At 62.2% G+C, this 17,063-nt stretch carries 12 protein-coding genes; 3 read left to right on the forward strand and 9 right to left on the reverse strand.

The window, feature by feature from the left end; translation table 11 throughout:
• Positions 1-85 precede the first annotated feature (85 nt).
• The 7 genes from SPHINGO391_RS17070 to SPHINGO391_RS17100 form a co-directional block, all read right to left on the reverse strand.
• A complete protein-coding gene (locus SPHINGO391_RS17070; protein WP_152009960.1) occupies positions 86-1,792 on the reverse strand; it encodes an aconitase family protein in 1,707 nt (568 codons plus the stop codon).
• A gap of 471 nt (positions 1,793-2,263) precedes the next feature.
• On the reverse strand, positions 2,264-3,265 hold the full coding sequence (locus tag SPHINGO391_RS17075) for a zinc-binding dehydrogenase (protein WP_193217329.1): 1,002 nt from the start codon (positions 3,263-3,265) through the stop codon (positions 2,264-2,266).
• Between the two features lie 52 nt (positions 3,266-3,317).
• Positions 3,318-4,253: an ABC transporter permease gene (locus SPHINGO391_RS17080; RefSeq protein ID WP_152009962.1), complete on the reverse strand. Its 936-nt coding sequence runs from the start codon at positions 4,251-4,253 to the stop codon at positions 3,318-3,320.
• On the reverse strand, positions 4,250-5,758 hold the full coding sequence (locus tag SPHINGO391_RS17085) for a sugar ABC transporter ATP-binding protein (protein ID WP_152009963.1): 1,509 nt from the start codon (positions 5,756-5,758) through the stop codon (positions 4,250-4,252). Before SPHINGO391_RS17085 ends, SPHINGO391_RS17080 begins: the two co-directional genes overlap by 4 nt.
• Entirely contained in the window at positions 5,755-7,455 is a 1,701-nt protein-coding gene (locus SPHINGO391_RS17090) for a hydantoinase B/oxoprolinase family protein (RefSeq protein ID WP_152009964.1), read from the reverse strand. Before SPHINGO391_RS17090 ends, SPHINGO391_RS17085 begins: the two co-directional genes overlap by 4 nt.
• On the reverse strand, positions 7,452-9,479 hold the full coding sequence (locus SPHINGO391_RS17095; protein WP_152009965.1) for a hydantoinase/oxoprolinase family protein: 2,028 nt from the start codon (positions 9,477-9,479) through the stop codon (positions 7,452-7,454). The genes SPHINGO391_RS17090 and SPHINGO391_RS17095 overlap by 4 nt, the downstream gene beginning before the upstream one ends.
• A gap of 68 nt (positions 9,480-9,547) precedes the next feature.
• Positions 9,548-10,477 (reverse strand): sugar ABC transporter substrate-binding protein, encoded by a 930-nt coding sequence (locus SPHINGO391_RS17100; RefSeq protein ID WP_193217330.1) that lies wholly within the window; start codon positions 10,475-10,477, stop codon positions 9,548-9,550.
• Positions 10,478-10,642: 165 nt separating this feature from the next.
• On the opposite strand from SPHINGO391_RS17100, the gene SPHINGO391_RS17105 reads away from it, so the two are divergent.
• From SPHINGO391_RS17105 to SPHINGO391_RS17115, 3 genes are read left to right on the forward strand one after another with little or no spacing between them, the layout of a single operon-like run.
• On the forward strand, positions 10,643-11,374 hold the full coding sequence (locus SPHINGO391_RS17105; RefSeq protein ID WP_152009967.1) for a GntR family transcriptional regulator: 732 nt from the start codon (positions 10,643-10,645) through the stop codon (positions 11,372-11,374).
• Complete coding sequence (locus SPHINGO391_RS17110) at positions 11,371-12,474, forward strand: Xaa-Pro peptidase family protein (protein ID WP_152009968.1); 1,104 nt, start codon at positions 11,371-11,373, stop codon at positions 12,472-12,474. The genes SPHINGO391_RS17105 and SPHINGO391_RS17110 overlap by 4 nt, the downstream gene beginning before the upstream one ends.
• Positions 12,467-12,994: a GAF domain-containing protein gene (locus SPHINGO391_RS17115; protein ID WP_152009969.1), complete on the forward strand. Its 528-nt coding sequence runs from the start codon at positions 12,467-12,469 to the stop codon at positions 12,992-12,994. Before SPHINGO391_RS17110 ends, SPHINGO391_RS17115 begins: the two co-directional genes overlap by 8 nt.
• 73 nt (positions 12,995-13,067) lie before the next feature.
• Here the strand turns inward: SPHINGO391_RS17115 and SPHINGO391_RS17120 are convergent, their stop codons facing one another.
• Together SPHINGO391_RS17120 and SPHINGO391_RS17125 are read right to left on the reverse strand one after the other, a co-directional pair.
• The gene (locus tag SPHINGO391_RS17120) at positions 13,068-15,467 is read right to left on the reverse strand and encodes a DUF2309 domain-containing protein (RefSeq protein WP_152009970.1); all 2,400 of its coding nucleotides are present in this window, start codon (positions 15,465-15,467) and stop codon (positions 13,068-13,070) included.
• The gene (locus tag SPHINGO391_RS17125) at positions 15,464-17,053 is read right to left on the reverse strand and encodes a proton-conducting transporter membrane subunit (RefSeq protein WP_152009971.1); all 1,590 of its coding nucleotides are present in this window, start codon (positions 17,051-17,053) and stop codon (positions 15,464-15,466) included. Before SPHINGO391_RS17125 ends, SPHINGO391_RS17120 begins: the two co-directional genes overlap by 4 nt.
• Positions 17,054-17,063: the final 10 nt, after the last annotated feature.

The following is a 17,063-nucleotide window of genomic DNA, read 5'->3' on the forward strand; positions in this document are numbered from 1 at the left end:
GTTCAAGCTTGCAGCTCTTGGCGCCGACAGGTTTGACCCGCTTGCCGGAAACGCTCCCGGTGGAGAACCCAGGTTGTCTTTCGCTTCAGCTATCCGATGACAACCAGGCAGGAAGGCCCGGTCTTGCGCGCCCGGTCACGGCGGCTCTTGCACAGTCTTCCAGGCTCCCAAAGCGCATGTTCCGTCCGGTCAGGCCCTTGCCGTAATGGGCATATTTGCCTGAGTTGGTCATGACGACGGATGCCTCTGCGGGAAAGACAGGCTCTGTTATCGAACACCAGCAGAGATCCGGAATGACCTTGACGCCGGCTCCCTGAAGCCGGTCGAGAATGCCTTCAGCCGCCATATCGGCCAGTGTTCTTCGGCCAACGGTGACGATTGCCGTTGTACCGTCATGGCAGTGTTGAGCGTCGAGGAGATCCGCGAACCGCCGGGTTTCGGCGAGCGACGCATGCGGGCTGCCGATGGCGACGAGATCAATCCTGTCACCGCCGGCATTGAACTCCCGCCAGAGCTGCCGCAGATCGTCGGGCTTGATCTCCTCAAGGCAGGCATCGACGGCCAGCGGCAGGCCGCCCTCCGGCGTGTGCCCCCTGACATGCAGCATCGGCGCTGCCGAGGTCGTTCCGAACGCGGCGCACAGCGCCTTGAGGTCATCGGGCGTCGGAGACAGGTGCTCGAGCCCGGTCAGAACCGGGATGCCCGCCGGGGACTTGGCTCCGGCCAGCCATCCGAGCATCGGCCACAGCGCATCGTCGAACGACGCAGGCAGCGCAACGCGGATCTCGCAGACCGGCCTGCGGTTTTCCGCAAGATAGACCCCGGTGTTGGGCGCACGCCCGGTTATCGCGATGAACAGATCGAGGTAATCCGGATGTTTCTGGGTGCGGGCTCCGAGCACCGAGTTCGCATAGATCACGGCGTTGGATTCCGACCAGCCGATCGCTTCATCTTCATCCGGCACATCGTCAAGCAGGTAGGGCGCACAGGTAAATGTCGGACGTGCGCCCATGTGGACGTAGGCATCGGCAAGCCGGCTGGCCTTGGCGCCGAAATCAGCCGGCACACCCTGGGTTTGCCAATTCTCCCGGTCCACCGAAATGGCGTTGATGGTGGTGGAGATGACCGTCTTCGCTCCCAGCGCGTCCATCTTCTCGGCGAAATCGAGATTGGCGTCATGGGCCAGGATGCAGCCGTCGATGTGAGCCCGCGACACATCGATCAGGTCCCGTGCTCCCTGGACTGCCGCCATCAGGCAAAGGACTTCCATGGCAATCTGGCACGCGGGTCCGTCCCTGCCCGCCAGCCGGTCCCGGTCCGTTTCACTGAGGCGCAGTCCCCGGGTTTGCGGCTGCGACAGTTCAATCTGACGTTCGGCAAAGAGCAAGGTATTGCCTTTGATCTCAACTTCCGCGGCCCGGGACAATGCCTCGTAGGTTTCAGCTGGTAGTCGCAGGACAGCGATCGGTCGATCAAAGAGGCGCGCTGAAATGATCGCGCCGAGGGTGAGGATATCCTCCGCCTCACGAAAGACCAGCGCGGCAGGAGCCTTTCCATTGCGCGCCAGTTGAAGCAGCACGCCGCTGCCGCTGCAGGACCCGCGGGAGGTTGGCATCAACACGATCCTGCCGGCGAGCCTTGCGCCATGGTCGGGATGATGCGTATCGATGATCGTCCCGGTATCGGGATCCACGCCTCCCCAGAAGCTCAGTCCTTCACGGCAGGTCAGCACATCGCCTCTGGTGTCATTCTGGACAAACAGGGTGGCTTCGGATCCGGCAGGAACAGTCACGCCCGCTGTCCCCTGTCTTTGCCCGGCTTCAGAAAGATCCTATTGGCGGCGGCAAAGGCTGGATACAGGTCTCCGGCGGCAGCAGGAACTGCATAGACTGCGAAGCGAGGCCGCCGCGTGCGGCGGCGATCAGCGTACGGCAGATGCGAAACAATCATCATATCCTGCGGGTCCAATCGATTCCCTTTCAAAACGGGCTCAAACGGCCGGGCCGCCAGACTTCTCGCAACGGCAGGCTCTCCGCGCCTGCCGCGTGCTGAAACTCCGCCCGACAGTCGTTCTGGCTCAATCAAGCGAGCAGGACAAGCTCAAACCGGACTCCGCGTCCAGTACAATGCGATGCGCGCATGGAGGCCAGCGTTTTGCGACGCTCAGATCTCTCACCAGGCAAAAACCACCTTGTCAGATCAGTCCCGAGATGACGAAAGCCATCAGACGCATTTGCGACAAATCGCACCGGGACCGCGAGGCTCAGACCCTGATCATGACCTTGCCGTGGTTCTGGCGCGGAGCGCGGAGATATTCCCACGCCTCACGGAACTGCTCCATCGGGAAGACGCGATCGACAGTCGGGCGGATCTTGCCGGACGCGAGTGCGCCGTAGACGAAATCCAGACCCTTCTTCTTCCAGGCGGCGTCTTCGATGTAGTTGAAGAGCGAATAGGGCTTGAAGGTCGCATTCGCCTGGTAAAGATACATCATCGGCAATTCAGGCAGTTTCTCATCGAGAGTGCCATAGAAGAAAATCTGCGCATCCTTGGCCAGTGCCTGGCTGTAGTGCGCGATCATGCCTGCGCCGACAGAATCAAACACTGCATGAACTCCAACACCGCCGGTCGCTTCCCTGACGGTCTCGGCCAGCCCCTCGCCATTGCCGATGTAGACATGGCTGGCACCACCCTCCATCAGGTAGTCCCGGTTATGGTCATATCGTGATGTGCCGATCATCGTCGCGCCGAGCATGCTGCCTATTTCCAGCGCTGCGCGGCCAGCGGTGCTGGTCGCCGCGGTCACGAGGATGTTGACGCCCGGGCCAGCCTTGGCCAGTTCGGCTATCGGGTAATAGGCTGTCATGAACTGCATCCAGATCGACCCGGCCTCGACCGCGTCCATTCCGTCGGGTGCCTTCGTAAGATAGCGCGGATCCCTGATGACGGTGTCACCGCTGGCGCCGTTCATGTCGTAGAAATAGGGAAGCGTGCAGTGGCGCTCTCCGATTGCGATGCCTGTCACGCCGTCGCCGATCTGGTCGACAATACCGACCGCCTCGCAGCCGACGCGCGCGGGCAGCTCGCTGAAATTGAAGGAATAGCGGCCCTGCATGAGGTCCATGTCACCCCAGTTCAGCGCAAAAGCCTCGACCTTGAGCCTGACTTCGCCCGGCCCGGCGTTCTTGGGGGTGTATTCGCGCAGTTGCAGCCCGTCGATACCGGAATACTGCGTGATGACCCATTCGCGATTTGTTTCCGGCATTCCGATCTCCCATGATTTCATTTGAGTTGTTCGAGGTCCTGTGATCTTGCGATTATCGTCGTTGTCCAAGAGCCGAGATGCCGACGGCGGCGAGGATGATCAGTCCCATGGTCAGATCGCGGAAGAACGGATCAATACCCAGGATGTTGAACCCGTTATTGACGAGCGCCAGCAGGAAAACACCTGCCAGCGACCGCCAGACCGCGCCTTGCCCGCCATAGATGCTGGTGCCGCCCAGGATCACGGCTGCGATGGCCTGAAGCTCCATCCCGTCGCCCGCAGTTGCCTGTCCAAGTGCAACCCGCGATGTGGTGATGATCGAGGCGAGGCCCGCCGCAAAGCCGGCAATTGCAAAGGCCGCAATCTTGATCCGGTTGGTGCGGATACCCGAGAGGATGGCCGCCTCTTCGTTGCCTCCGACTGCAAACACCCTGCGGCCGAAGGTCGTGCGGGTGAGAAGAAAGGTCAGCACGAGCGCAAACAGGACCATCACCCAGACCGAGTTGAAGACGCCAAGAAACTTGCCGCGGCCAAGCCAGGTGAAGTCGTCGATCCTGGCCGAAATCAGCCGTCCGTCCGACACCGCGACGGCGATGCCCTTGAAGATCAGTGCGGTTGCGATCGTGGCAAGGAACGAATGCACCCTGAGCACGGTGATCGCCAGCCCGTTGGCATAGCCCAGCGCAAGCCCGACGAAGGGTGCCAGCAGCAGGCCCAGATAGGGATCCACATTGACCGCCAGCCAGGCCGAGGTCACCGAGCCCATGGCAAAAATCGCGCCTACCGAGAGATCGAAACCACCCACGATGATGACAAGTGTCATCGCCGCGGCCATGATCGCCAGGGGGGCGTTCTGGTTAAGGATATTGAGAAGATTGCGGCCCGTCAGGAAGCTGTCGGACAGCAGCGTCAGAGCGACCACCAACAGGGCGATGAGGATCAGCACCGCGTAGTTCTGAAGAAAATGAAGCGTCTTAGCGCGGGTCATTCGGCGGCGTCCCCCATGCCCTGATGATTGAAGAGTGCGGCAAGTACTTCGGCCTCGCTGACCCGGTCCGGATCGATCTCGTCGACGAGGCGGCCGCGGTCGACCAGGAAGACCCTTGTGGCCAGCCCCAGCACTTCCTCGATTTCGCTCGAGATGACGAGGATCGCCACGCCCTGACTTGCAAGCCGCCCGATCTCGCGATGGATTGTTTCGCGCGCGCCGACATCGACACCGCGCGAAGGCTCGTCGAGAATGAGCACCCGAGGATCGCCGGCAAGCCATTTGCCGATAAGGACTTTTTGCTGATTACCGCCAGAGTAGTTCGACACATCGCCATCGATGATGGCAGGGCGCACATCGAGCTGGTTGATAAGGCCGAGCGCCAGCGCCCGTTCGCGAACCTTTGCCATCACCCCGCCCGACGACAGCGCACGCAGATGCGGCAGGGAGATATTGGCCCTGACCGGCAAAGACATGACGAGCCCCTGCCCGCGCCGGTCTTCGGGAACCATAACGATCCCGGCCTCTGTCGCCTCGGCGATGGAGCGCCGGGTCAGCACTTTTCCCGCGACCTCAACACTGCCGGTCGAAGGATCCGCGCCAATGATGGCGCGGGCGATTTCGGAACGCCCGGCACCGACCAGTCCGGCCAGGCCGACAATCTCGCCGCCCCGGATCTCCAGCCTGTCGAGCTGCGTCCCGTTGGGGGAGATGAGATCACGCACGGAAAGCACCACCTCGCCATGGTCACGGGACTTGGGCGGGTAAAGCGTATCCATCTTTTCACCGCCGAGCATGGCGGAGACCAGCGTCTCCCTGTTTTCGCCGGCGGTGTCGCGGGTGTGAACCTTTTCGCCGTTGCGCAGGACGGTGATCCGGTCGGTCACCTCGAGGATGTCGTTGAGAAAATGGGTGACATAGATCACCGAGCGGCCTTCATCACGCAGGCTGCGCATGATGCGATGCAGCTGGTCGATCTCGGATTTCGACAGCGAGGCTGTCGGTTCGTCCATGACGATGACCCGGGACTTGCGCGCCAGAGCCCGCAGGATCTCGATCTTTTGTTGTTCGGCGATCGTCAGGCTCGAAGTACGGGCGTTGGGGTCTAGCCGGAGCCCGCTCTGTTCCATGAGTGTTTCAAGCCTGGCGGCCTCGGTCCCTCGCAGGATACCGTTGACGTTTTCCTCAAGCCCGAGGAATACGTTCTGAGCCACCGTGAGAGCGGGAACGAGCTGCAATTCCTGGTGCATGATCGCGACGCCATTGGCCAGTGCGGTGGGCGTATCCCACGAGCTCTGCAACTGGCCGCCCACCGTGATCTTGCCGGATGTGGCGCGGTAGTACCCACCCAGCACCTTGCCCAGGGTCGACTTGCCGGCTCCATTCTCGCCGATCAGGCCGTGGATCTCTCCGGGACGGATATCGAGATCCACCCCGGAGAGCACTTCCACATCGCCAAACCGGACGCCGATGCCGCGGACCGATAGCAGCGCGTCGACGCTCATCTTGCGACCGAGGCCGTCTGGTCCACGCTGCCGTCTTCCGCGATGGCAACGCCGTAGGCGCTAAGTGCCTTGTCGCGGCTGACCAACCCGCGCGAGACATCGCGCACGACCTCGGCGTAGGAGCGTTGCATCGGATCGCCATTGCCGCCGCCGCCACCGGTCTTGGTCTCGACGACAGTGCCGGCCGGCAACTGCCGGGCGCGCATCTTGAGCGGATCCTCGACCTTGCCATCGGGGAAGCTGAGCGAAACCTCGGGTCCCCTGCCCTCGCCGCCACCGTTCAGCCCCCAGGCAGGGGTCTTCGACCGCTCGAACCAGATCGCGCCATAGCAATCCTCAAGCATCTTGTAGCGCCGCACCACGCCGCAGCCGCCGCGGTGCTTGCCCGGCCCGGCGCTGTCGGGCCGGATGGAGAATTCTTCCAGGCGCACCGGGAACTTGGTCTCCATCACCTCGGCCGGGATATTGCGGAAGCCGCCGTTGACCAGGTTGATCAACGCACTCTCGCCATCGCTGTCGGCGCGGCCGCCCCATCCGCCTGCTGTCGGCTCGATGGAGATCCATTGCCCGCGCTTGGGGTCGACCGAGAAGAATCCCACCACCATGGAGTCGCCGTAATGGGCGGCGGTCGAGCGTTCCGGCATCGCCTCGGAGAGACATGAAATGAACAGATCGGCGAGAAGACCAAGACCGGTGAAGTACCATTCGCAAGCTGCCGGCTCACCGGCGTTGAACATGCACTCGTCCGGCAGGATCACCTTCATGGTCTCGAAGGAGCCGCCGGTGATCGCACGGTCAGGCGATATCATGGTCTTGTAGGCCAGCCGCAGAAGCGATTCCGTCTGGCTGGCGCCGCAATTGACCGACCCGGCGACAGGTCCGGAGGTGCCGGTCAGATCAACGATCAGCTCCTCACCCTTGACCGTCAGGGTCAGCTTGACCTTGACCGGTTCGGTGCCGACGCCGTCATTGTCGAGATAGCCCTCTCGGCTCCAGGTGCCGTCCCTGATCGCGGCAATGGCCTCGCGATCCATCTTGCGCGCCTGCTCGAAGATGTTCTGGCAGGCGGCGCGATAGGTTTCGGCGCCGATCTTGCTGAGCAACTGGCCCAGCCGCCGCTCGCCGGTGCGGATCGCCGCGATCTGCGCACCAAGGTCACCGATGGTGGCACCCTCGAGCCGGGTGTTGAGCTTGAGATGGTCGTACCATTCGCGGATACGCTTGCCGCGCGAGACGATCCGTGTCGGCCCGAGGCGCAGGCCTTCCTGGTAGATGTTCGTCGAGGACATGGTGCTGCCCGGATCCATCGCGCCGATATCGTTCCAGTGGGCGCGGGCGGCACCGAAGCCCACCAGTTCGCCCTTGTGGAAGATCGGACCGATGGCGGTAACGTCATGCAGGTGGGTGCCCTGCATGTAGCTGTCGTTCATGATGAAAATATCACCTTCGTGGATGTCATCCTCGTAATAGTCCTTCACATGGCGAACGCAGACATCGATGGCGCCGATGAAGAGCGGCACGCCGGTGGACTGGCCGAGCATGTTGCCATGTTCATCCATCAGTGCCACGGCGCTGTCCTTGCCTTCATAGATGATCGCCGAATGGGCGGAGCGCCAGAGCGAGGCATTCATGTCCTCGGCGCAGGAGATGACGAAGTTGCGAACCACTTCGGTGGTGATCGGATCTGCGATGCTCATGCCGCGTCCTCCTTGCTCAGGCTCATATGGCCGCCTTCGATCAATCGTGCCGTCCAGCCGGGCGGTAGCAGTGTGGTCGAGGTAACCTCTTCGATAATGGCAGGGCCGCTCACACTGTCGCCGTCGCCGATACTGTTGCGGTCGATGATCGATGTGGTGCGGGGCTGTCCCGCGAACCAGACCTCGCGTTCACGTGCCGGACGCGGCGTTTCGCGTTCGGGCGCTGCGTTTTCGGGGCGTTCGAGACGTCCCAGCGCCGCCAGCCGGATATTGGCCATCTCGACGCGGTTTTCCGGGCTGTTATGACCGTATTGGCGCTCATAGGCGGCGTCGAAATCGGCGCGGATCCTGTCCATATCGATCGGGCCATTCGCCAGTGGTATGGTCAGCACGTATTCCTGGCCGTAATAACGGAAGTCGATGGCCCGCTCGAATGACACGCGATCACCGGTGATGCCCTCATCGGAAAGGAAGCGGCGGCCTCTTTCCTCAAGCCCGCTGAAAGCGGTTTCGATTGTCTGGGCCTCGATCATGTCCCAGAAACTGTAGAGGGTCTCCTTGAAGTCATGTCGGACATCAGTCTGCAGCATGCCCCAGGCGGAGAACGCACCGGGATGCACGGGGATGATGACTTCCGAGATCTCCAGTTCCTCGGCCAGCGCCGCGGCCTGCGCGGGACCGGCCCCGCCAAAGGCCACCAGCGAAAACTCCCGCGGATCGATGCCGCGCTGGATGGTGATGGTGCGGATGGCGTCGGCCATCTTTGCGTTGACGATGTCGATGACGCCCTGGGCCATCTCTTCCGCGTTCATGCCGAAGTCCGAGCCGAGCGCAGCAAGCGCGGACGCGGCTGCATCACGGTCGAGCGTCATTTCGCCGCCCGAGAAATTGGCGCCGTCGAGCCGTCCGAGCACCAGGTTGGCGTCGGAAACGACCGGCTCGGTTCCGCCAAGTCCGTAACAGACCGGTCCGGGTTTGGAGCCGGCCGATTGCGGCCCTACTCGCAGCGCGCCGGCCTCTTTCCAGGCGATCGAGCCGCCGCCGGCTCCGATGACATGGATATCGACGACCGACATCTGGATCGGCAGGCCTTCAAGCATGGCTTCGTTGGAGGTGGACGGCAGTCCGTCGATGACCAGCGAGGCATCGAAAGAGGTGCCGCCCATATCAACGCAGATCAGGTTGCCGCGTCCAGTGGCGGCCGACAGCGCCTTGCCGCCGATGGCGCCGCCGACGGGACCGGACAGCAGGGTTTGCAACGGGTTTTCGGATGCGGCTGTCGCCGTCATCACGCCGCCGTTCGATTCCATCACATGCAGCGCACCACCCTCGGGCAGGCGATCGCCCATCTCGGCCTGCAGGGTCGAGATGTAGCGACGCACCACGGGGGCCAGATAGGCGTCGGTCACCGTGGTCGAGGTGCGCTCGAACTCGCGCCATTCCGGCGAGACCTTGTGCGACATGACGATCTGCACATCCGGCAGACGCTCGGCCAGATAATCGCGGACGGCCACTTCATGGGCCGGATTGTTGAAGGAGAAGAGCAGCGAAATGGCAATCGCCTCGTAGGCCTCGGACGCGCAGGCATCGACCAGCTGGTCCAGATCGGAAAGGCGCAGTGGCTCCAGTTCGGATCCATCCGCGGCAATCCGACCACCTACGGTAAAGGTGCTTTCCAGCGCGACCAGCGGCTCGGGCTTGTTCCAGCGGATCGAAAAGATCTCGCCACGGTCATTGCCCTGGATGGTGTAGATGTCCCGAAAATTTTCGTTGGTGACCAGCGCCACCTTCGAGCCCTTGCGGGTAAGCAGGGCGTTGAGGCCGACAGTGGTGCCATGCACGAAGAAAGCAAGTTCCCCATTGTCGCTCAAGACCTGATCGATACCCTTGAGCACGGCAAGTGCCGGATTGTCCGGCGTGGACAGCACCTTGGTGGCGCCGCAGCGCCCGGTGGCCACATCCTGGTAGACAATGTCTGTAAATGTGCCGCCGATATCGGCAGACACGCGATAGCTGGTTTTCACTGTTCCTGATCCTTTGACTGGGGGTGGCGCGCATCACTTGCGCGCCACCGGCCTCGTTCAGCTTTTGCTTACTGTTCCCACTCGCCGGTGAAGTCGGGATTGGCCTCAAGAACAGCGGCATCGATCATGGCTTCGATCGGTCCCGCCTCATCCATGTTGATGGCCTGAGTGACCGGTTTGCCCTCGATCGCATTGGCGATCTGCTCCATGGCCAGGGCGCCCATGGTCTTGGGGAAGTAAGCCAGCGTCGAATCCCAGCGGCCTTCCCGGATTGCCGAGATCGCGATGGCTGCCGCACCGCCGCCCGACAGGTAGAGATCAGCCGGGTTCATGCCTGCCGCTTCAAGCGCGATTTCCACACCCGCCAGGTGCTGATCCGCATTGGAAAGAACCGCATCCACATCCGGATTGGCCTGCAGAATGTCGGTCATCGCCTTCAGGCTCGGATCGGGCGAGTAATAGCCCTCGCCGACGGCGACGACCTTGATATTCCCGTGCTTGGCCAGAACCGACTGGAAGGTTTCAAGCCGAAGATTGTCGAAGGGGAAAATCTTGGCGCCGATCATGATGACCACATTGCACGGGTCCTTGTCAGCGCAGAAGTCGACCACGGATTCGGCTTGTGCCGTAGCGCCGGGAACCGGTGGGGAGGCCGCCGTGACAGTGATGCCCTCAACCTGCGGATCGAGCGAATTGAGATTCGGTCCGATCGGAAACAGGACCGTGCCGATGGGAACGCCCTCGGCAATGACCTGTTCGAACGCTCCTGCGACACCGACTGAATCGTTGGGCGCGACGATCATGCCAACATATTTGCCAGCAGCAAGGGCATCCTCGATCTGGCTGTACTGGAGGGCGGCGTCAAACTGACCGTCGAGGATTTCCGTCTCATACCCCCGCGCGGCAGCCACTTCCTGAACGCCTTCATAGGTGGCCTGATTGAAGCCGTTCTGCGAAGTCGCGGCAAAATAGGCGATTGTACCCTCTGCCGCAGCCATCCCGTTCATTCCGGCCAAGGCTACACAAGCCAACAGTGTCCTTTTGATAGTTCCCATCACTTTTTCTCCGTTGAAAAGTTTGCTTCCTCTGATGCTTTGAGGTTGCACATTATGCAAACTTAATGCAAGAAGATTTTTATGCAAACTTAATGCAAGAAGAAAATCATGATGAAAAATGCCGAGCGAAAACCCAAGGACGAAACACCGATGCGCAAAAAACGCGGCGCGTTGATGGTCTATGAAAAGCTTCGCGAGGACATTCAGTGGTTGCGCATCGACCCTGGTTCGGCACTCGACGAGGTTGCATTGTCAAAGACCTACGACGTGTCCCGCACACCGGTCCGCGAGGCGTTGTTGTTGCTCGAGAACGAGGGATTCGTGCAGTTCCTGCAAAACCGGACATCCATCGTGGCGCCGCTGTCACTGCACAATCAGGCGGCCTTTCTCGATACCTTCATCCTGCTGTCGAGGGGGCTGATCCGTGCCGCGACCATGCGCGGCACGTCGCAGAAAGCCAGAATGGAGACCCTCGTCAGGGAGTATGCCGACAAGCTGGAGGCAGATGACGTGGAAGGCGCTTTCCGTGCGCAGCTCGAGTTGAACCGCTCTATCGCCAAGGAGGCAGGCAACCGGTTCCTGCAGAAATACTTCCTCGAGGCTCAGGACGCCTCTGTTCGCATGAAGCTGCTGTATTTCTTTCCGCACCTGGCACAGGAACAAAAGAAAGAGGCTGTGGCGCGGCTTCAGGCAATCGTTGATGCAATGGTTGCAAGTGATCCAGACGCCGGTGATGCAGCCGTACGGGATGCGATCCTGTTCGAAGCGAAAGTGATTCAAGGAGGGCTGGCGCCGCGTTTCGGGCACGAGATGTCCATTGTTCAGGAGGAAGCGAGATGAGCGATTTCTCGAAACGCCGCGCCCGGGCAGCAGATCTGCTGCGCTCAGCCGGGCTCGGCGCCGCGGCTTTCGTGCCAGGACCGAACCTTGCTTATCTGACGGGTGTCCATCTGCACCTGATGGAACGGCCGACGCTTTTCGTGCTTTGCGCCGATGGCAGTTCACATGCGCTGATGCCTGCACTTGAAAAGCAGAAATGGCGTTCCGCGATGCCGGAAGCCGACACGGTTTACTGGGAAGACAGCAATGGTCCGGCGGCCGGTTTTGCGGTCCTCTCCGACCGGCTGGGCAAAGGCGTCGTGCTGGGGGTGGAAGGCCTGCGCATGCGAGCCTCTGAGTACCGCTCGCTTGCCCACCATTTCGGCCATGAGGGTCTGGTTGATGCCGAGCCGGCGCTTGTCGACTTGCGGCTTGTAAAGGACCCGCGGGAAATCGACGAACTGCGCCGCGCAATAGCGATCAGCGAAGCCGCTCTTGGGGAAACCTATGATGCAGGGATCGGCGGGCAGACCGAGAAGCAGATATCAGCACGGCTCAAGGCGGCAATGCTCGCCCATGGCGCCACAGGGTTTGCCTTCGAGCCGATCGTGCTGAGCGGCGGCGCAGCGGCTGATCCGCATGGAGACGCGTCAGAACGAACGGTCTCGGCGGGCAATGTGCTGCTGATCGATTTTGGCGCTAGTTACGGCGACATGCATGCGGATATCACCCGCACCGTGTTTTGCGAGCATGCCAGTGACGCGCATGCAGCCATCTATGAAACGGTGCTGTCGGCAAACGAGGCCGGACGGCAGGCGGTTCGTGCAGGCGCGCCCGTCGGCGCCGTCGACGCGGCCGCCACAGATCGGCTGCTGGATTCCCCCTTTGCCGACCTGATCCTGCACAAGACCGGGCACGGGCTGGGCCGCGAGGTGCATGAAGCCCCCGCGGTCATGCGCTCGAACACCGACCCGCAAAGGACCGGGATGGTCTTTACCATTGAGCCGGGCCTCTACCGCCGTAACGACATAGGCGTTCGTATCGAAGACAATGTCGTCGTCACCGACAATGGTCACGACTGCCTTACCCAATTCAACAGGGAGATCATGACCCTTGCTTGACGAAACCACAGCTTTGCAGCGCTTCGACGCCGTCATCCGCACCGACAAATGGACCAGCCTGTTCCCCGCTCTCGACGAGCTGTGCCAGGCATCCATCGGCCACAGGTTGTTTTCCTGCTCAGTTTTCCAGATGAACGGTCCCGAAAGCGGTCTTGCGTCCCGGATCTACACCAGCGATCCCGAGAACTACCCGCTCTCCAGTCTGAAGACGATTGTTCCCAACCGCTGGACAGATCAGGTGATTATCCGGCGCGAAACCTTTGTCGCAAATTCGGTCGACGGCTTCGCGGACGTCTTTCCCGACCACGCCTTCATCGCCTCGCTTGGCCTCGGCTCGGTGATCAATCTGCCGCTCATCTTCCGCGGCAATTTCATTGGCACCGTCAACATGCTGCACGAGGCTGGCTACTACACCGAAGAACGCGTCGAGCGGGCAAAGCAACTTGCCATTCCCGCGCTTCTGGCGTTCGAGGTTTCTCCGGAAGCCACGGTGCAGGCAAGCCAGGAACGATCCGGCTAGAAACGATCAAGCCAGAAACAATCCGGCCGCGCTCTGTTGAAGACAGCCCGCGGCCGGATTGGCAGGAAACGCTCTAAGCTTCCGCAACGCCCTCGAACGGCACCCATTTCAGATCGCCGTCGTAGCGCCAGGCCAGGCGCCCTTCCTCGCTCATCGCGAAGAGATGCAGCCAGCGATTGTCAAACAGGGTGCGCACCTGCTCATGCTTTGCAAGCACATCCGCAATCGCCTCGCGCGGGGCCCTTATGCAGACCGACAGGCGCAATGGTTCATGCACATGGGCCTCACCATCATGGACCGATTGGACGGGGAGCCCGCCGCGCAGCGTTCCGCCATTGCCTTCCAACACGCCGACGCCGCCCACGACATTGTGCAGGAGCTTGCTGCCGGCCCCGAAACTGGCCGGCGCAACCGTCGAGCCGTAATATTGCAGGCTGATCCAGCTGGCGACAACGACGGGCGCGGTCAGGATAAGCTCAAGCACGCTGAAACCGTTCTTGCTATCCTGTTGCCAATCGTAATCATGAAGGAAGGCGCGTCCCTTGAGATCCCGTCCCAAGGTGTCTCCGCGCGGAGCCGCAATGAACGCCTTGCAGCCGGCCAGCGCCCATTCGGGACGCACTTCCGCCCAATCGCGCGAGCGTCTGGCAATCGCAGACCCATCGGCCGCATGGGGCAGACGCAGGGCTCGTTCTCCCCGGGCCATTTTGCCGGCCGCGGCAAGCCATTTGCGGGCCTGTTCGATATCTGGCTGATGGGCCTTGCCCTCCACATCCCGGTCATAAAGCGTGACCACATCCGTCGTCGTGTCATGCAGACCGGCAATGAACAACGTGTCTTCCGGCACGGCTATTCCCCGCGGAGCGAGCCCCTTCCGGACTTCGGGTTCGTTGAGAAGCCGGGCCAGCAGCCGGGCATTGACCTCGCCCGAGTGACCACCGCAGGCACCGCAGTGCAGTCCGCTTGCGAAGGGGTTGTTGACCACACTCGCGCCGTGTCCGGCAAGCAGGATCAACCGGGCAAAGCCCTCGGTCAGCGACATCGCGCGCAGCACTGTTTCGGCCATCGCAATCCTGGTTTCAAGATCCGGTTCGGGATTGAACCGCGGCGCCGGATCGATCGGCACGCTTGCTTTCCGGAGCCCGAAGGCATCGCGTATGATCCTGCCGGCATAGACCGGTCCCATGGCCTCGACGAAGGCGAAGGAGGAAACGGCGGCAAGCTTGAAGCGACCCCAGGCACGCTTGGACCGCGCGGCGTAGCGCGAGACGAGGTCCTCGGGTCCGGAGCTTGCATGGGAGGAACAGGAATGTGCGCCCGGGTTCAGCAGCACCGGCAGGCGGAGCTCCTCCACGTCGGAGGCGAAGCCCTTGTGGCTGACCGTCATGCCAAAGAAGCCGGCAAAGCCCAGCGTGCGTATCGATGGGTCGACCGATTCCAGCGCCCGCCGGAAGACTTCCGAGCGGACATCGATGCAAAAGGCTGCCTGCAGGGACGGGCGCGCAACGTGTTTATTCGGCGCTGTTTCAGCCAGCACCGCCGCAAGATCGCGTTGCGCTGCACGCTCCGCTGCCTCCTGCAGGATTGTATCCACGATACCGGGCAGCTCCGCTTGAACCGGCGTCGCGTGGATGGCGCGGACACAGGCCCATGCGCTGGCAATGGCTGAGCGATACTGGATGTAGAGCGCTTCTTCCCAAAGGAGACGAATGGCCAGCAGATCGACGATGGTGCGGTCACTGGTTCCCTTGAGTTCGGCGCGCCACAGCTGGTAGCGGGCAAATTGCGCCCAGCCTCCCAGGTCAAACAGCAACTGGTGGAAATAGCCCGGCAGTTCCGCCTCGTTGAGATCGAGGCTATCCACCGCCCGCGCAATGGCGGCTTCAGGGGTATCGGGCGCCTCGGCCACGAGCCGGGCAAATCCTTTCAGCCCGGCGATTTCGGGCGTCAGGTCATGGGTCGCGAACGAGCGGAAAGAGGCCCAGGCCGAATTGCCGCGCGGCGCGGCCCACAGGGCCTGTCCTGCATCAAAATAGCCGGCTGCCCAGATACCGATGCGCTCTGCGAGCAGTGCCGGCCAATCGATACCACCGGCTTCGGCAGCGAGATCTGCAACGGTGTCAAGCGGTTCCGGCTGCACCACGGGCTCCGAGGCCAGGGCCTTGAGCGCCGCGATGTCGGCCGGCTTGGAGGCGTCCCTGCAGCTTGCCAGTGCAGCCGACAGATCCGCCTCGGTGATCTGGCCCGAGGCCATGCGTTCCTTGTACCAGGCGCGCGGCATGGTGACCGATACGCCGCCGACCCGTCCGAGGAGAGAGCCGGTTTCAGCCAGTGTCTTGCCGGACTGGCCGAGATAGGGATTGACGGCAACGGAGGACGCAAGTGGCCAGAGCGGCGGGATCTGCCGCGCGGCAGCATCGGCGGCCGTTTCCAGAGCGGCAAGGTCCGGTCTTTGGATGTCCATGCTTGTCATTGGTCATTTCCTTGATTTGCGGAGAGCAGAGGCCGGGTCGACCAGTTGCCGATCAGCCGGTCGAAGACGGCGTTCGCGTAAAGCCCGTTGGAAAGGTGCACGCGCAGACCGGCGGCGGCTGGATGATCGGACCAGAGCGGAAACAGCGCCTGAGCAAAGGCCACAAATCCGAAACTTGCGACCGCCAGCACGATCAGCACCCATTCAAGCGGACCCGGATCCGGCGCTGGCGGCAGGGTGCCGGACGTCATCCAGCTGGCCACGGTGTGCAGCAGGAAATAGCTCAGCGAAGTGACCAGGGCATAGACCGCCATGCGCCTGGTAAGCGCTCGCGGCGCGGCGTCGGCAAGTCCCTGTGCCAGCAGGTAGGCGACGCCGAAAACAAGGATCGCGCCCAGGGCAATCGCCTGCGGTGACTTGGTATCGTAGCTGAAGGCGAAGCCGATCAGGGCGTAGATCGCCAGCGCGATCGCAAACGAGCGCACAACCGCCTTGCCGCTGGGGATGGCGATCGGTCCGGGACGCTTCAGCGAGGCCACGGCATCGACGGCCGTGCCCGAGTTGAGAAAGGCGTGCGCCTTGTAGAGCGAGTGGGCAACAATATGCAGCAAGGCCAACGGAAACAGCGCCAGCCCGCATTGCATGATCATGAAACCCATCTGCGCAATGGTCGACCAGGCGAGCGAGGTCTTCACCGCCGGCTGGGCAAGCATGGCGAGACCGCCGAGCAGTGCCGTGAAGCCGCCGACCATGACAAGACCAGCAAGGACGCCCGGCGCGAGCAGCATGACATCGGCAAAACGGATCAGCAGGAAACCGCCTGCATTGATGACACCGGCATGCAGCAGCGCGGACACCGGTGTCGGGGTTTCCATCACTTCGGTGAGCCAGCCATGGGTCGGAAACTGTGCCGACTTGAGAATGGCCGCGAGCGCCAGCAACCCGGCCGCCCAGAGACTTCCGCCAGGTATCAGGCCGTCACGCGCAGCCGACAGGATCTCCGCAATGTCGATCGTGCCGTAACCTGCGCCGAGCAGCAGCACCGCGAAGAGCAGTGCCGCATCGCCAAGCCTTGCAACGATGAACTTCTTGCGTCCGGCGCGCACCGCTCCGGCCCTTTGGGAAAAATGCAGAAGCAGATTGTGCAGAAACAGGCTTGTGCAAATCCATGCGGCGACCAGTAGAACCAGATTGCCGGCGAGAACCAGAAGCATCACCGCAGCCAGAGTGAGACACAGCCATCCGGTGAAACGTCCCTGCTGCGGGTCCCCGTCCAGGTAATTGCGGCTGTAGTGAAGAACCACCGAGCCGATGAACGACACCAGCAGCAACATTGTGATGCTCAGCACATCGAGCCGAAGGCTGAAGATCTGCAGCACGCCAGAGCCCGCCGCCCAGGTGAAGGGTCCGGCAAGAAGCAACCCGGCCAGGCCGGAGATTGCGGCAGCCAGAGACACAGTGCCGGCTACCGCCGCGGCGAGATGGGTGGTTGCCGGTCGCAACCCGGGATCGCGCCTGCTCACGGCAAAGGCCGCCACGAGCGCCAATGGCCCGGCCAGGGTCAAGAGAGTGAATGCGAGTTGCATGCCTGCCTCC

This window comes from Hoeflea sp. EC-HK425 (assembly GCF_902498795.1).
GTDB classification, from domain to species: Bacteria; Pseudomonadota; Alphaproteobacteria; order Rhizobiales; family Rhizobiaceae; genus Hoeflea; species Hoeflea alexandrii.

Coding starts and splice junctions, on each gene's coding strand:
- SPHINGO391_RS17075 (WP_193217329.1), bottom strand. CDS start 3,265: ATGCCGGAAACAAATCGCGAATGGGTCATCACGCAGTATTCCGGTATC.
- SPHINGO391_RS17080 (WP_152009962.1), bottom strand. CDS start 4,253: ATGACCCGCGCTAAGACGCTTCATTTTCTTCAGAACTACGCGGTGCTG.
- SPHINGO391_RS17085 (WP_152009963.1), bottom strand. CDS start 5,758: ATGAGCGTCGACGCGCTGCTATCGGTCCGCGGCATCGGCGTCCGGTTT.
- SPHINGO391_RS17090 (WP_152009964.1), bottom strand. CDS start 7,455: ATGAGCATCGCAGATCCGATCACCACCGAAGTGGTTCGCAACTTCGTC.
- SPHINGO391_RS17100 (WP_193217330.1), bottom strand. CDS start 10,477: ATGGCTGCGGCAGAGGGTACAATCGCCTATTTTGCCGCGACTTCGCAG.
- SPHINGO391_RS17105 (WP_152009967.1), top strand. CDS start 10,643: ATGATGAAAAATGCCGAGCGAAAACCCAAGGACGAAACACCGATGCGC.
- SPHINGO391_RS17110 (WP_152009968.1), top strand. CDS start 11,371: ATGAGCGATTTCTCGAAACGCCGCGCCCGGGCAGCAGATCTGCTGCGC.
- SPHINGO391_RS17120 (WP_152009970.1), bottom strand. CDS start 15,467: ATGACAAGCATGGACATCCAAAGACCGGACCTTGCCGCTCTGGAAACG.
- SPHINGO391_RS17125 (WP_152009971.1), bottom strand. CDS start 17,053: ATGCAACTCGCATTCACTCTCTTGACCCTGGCCGGGCCATTGGCGCTC.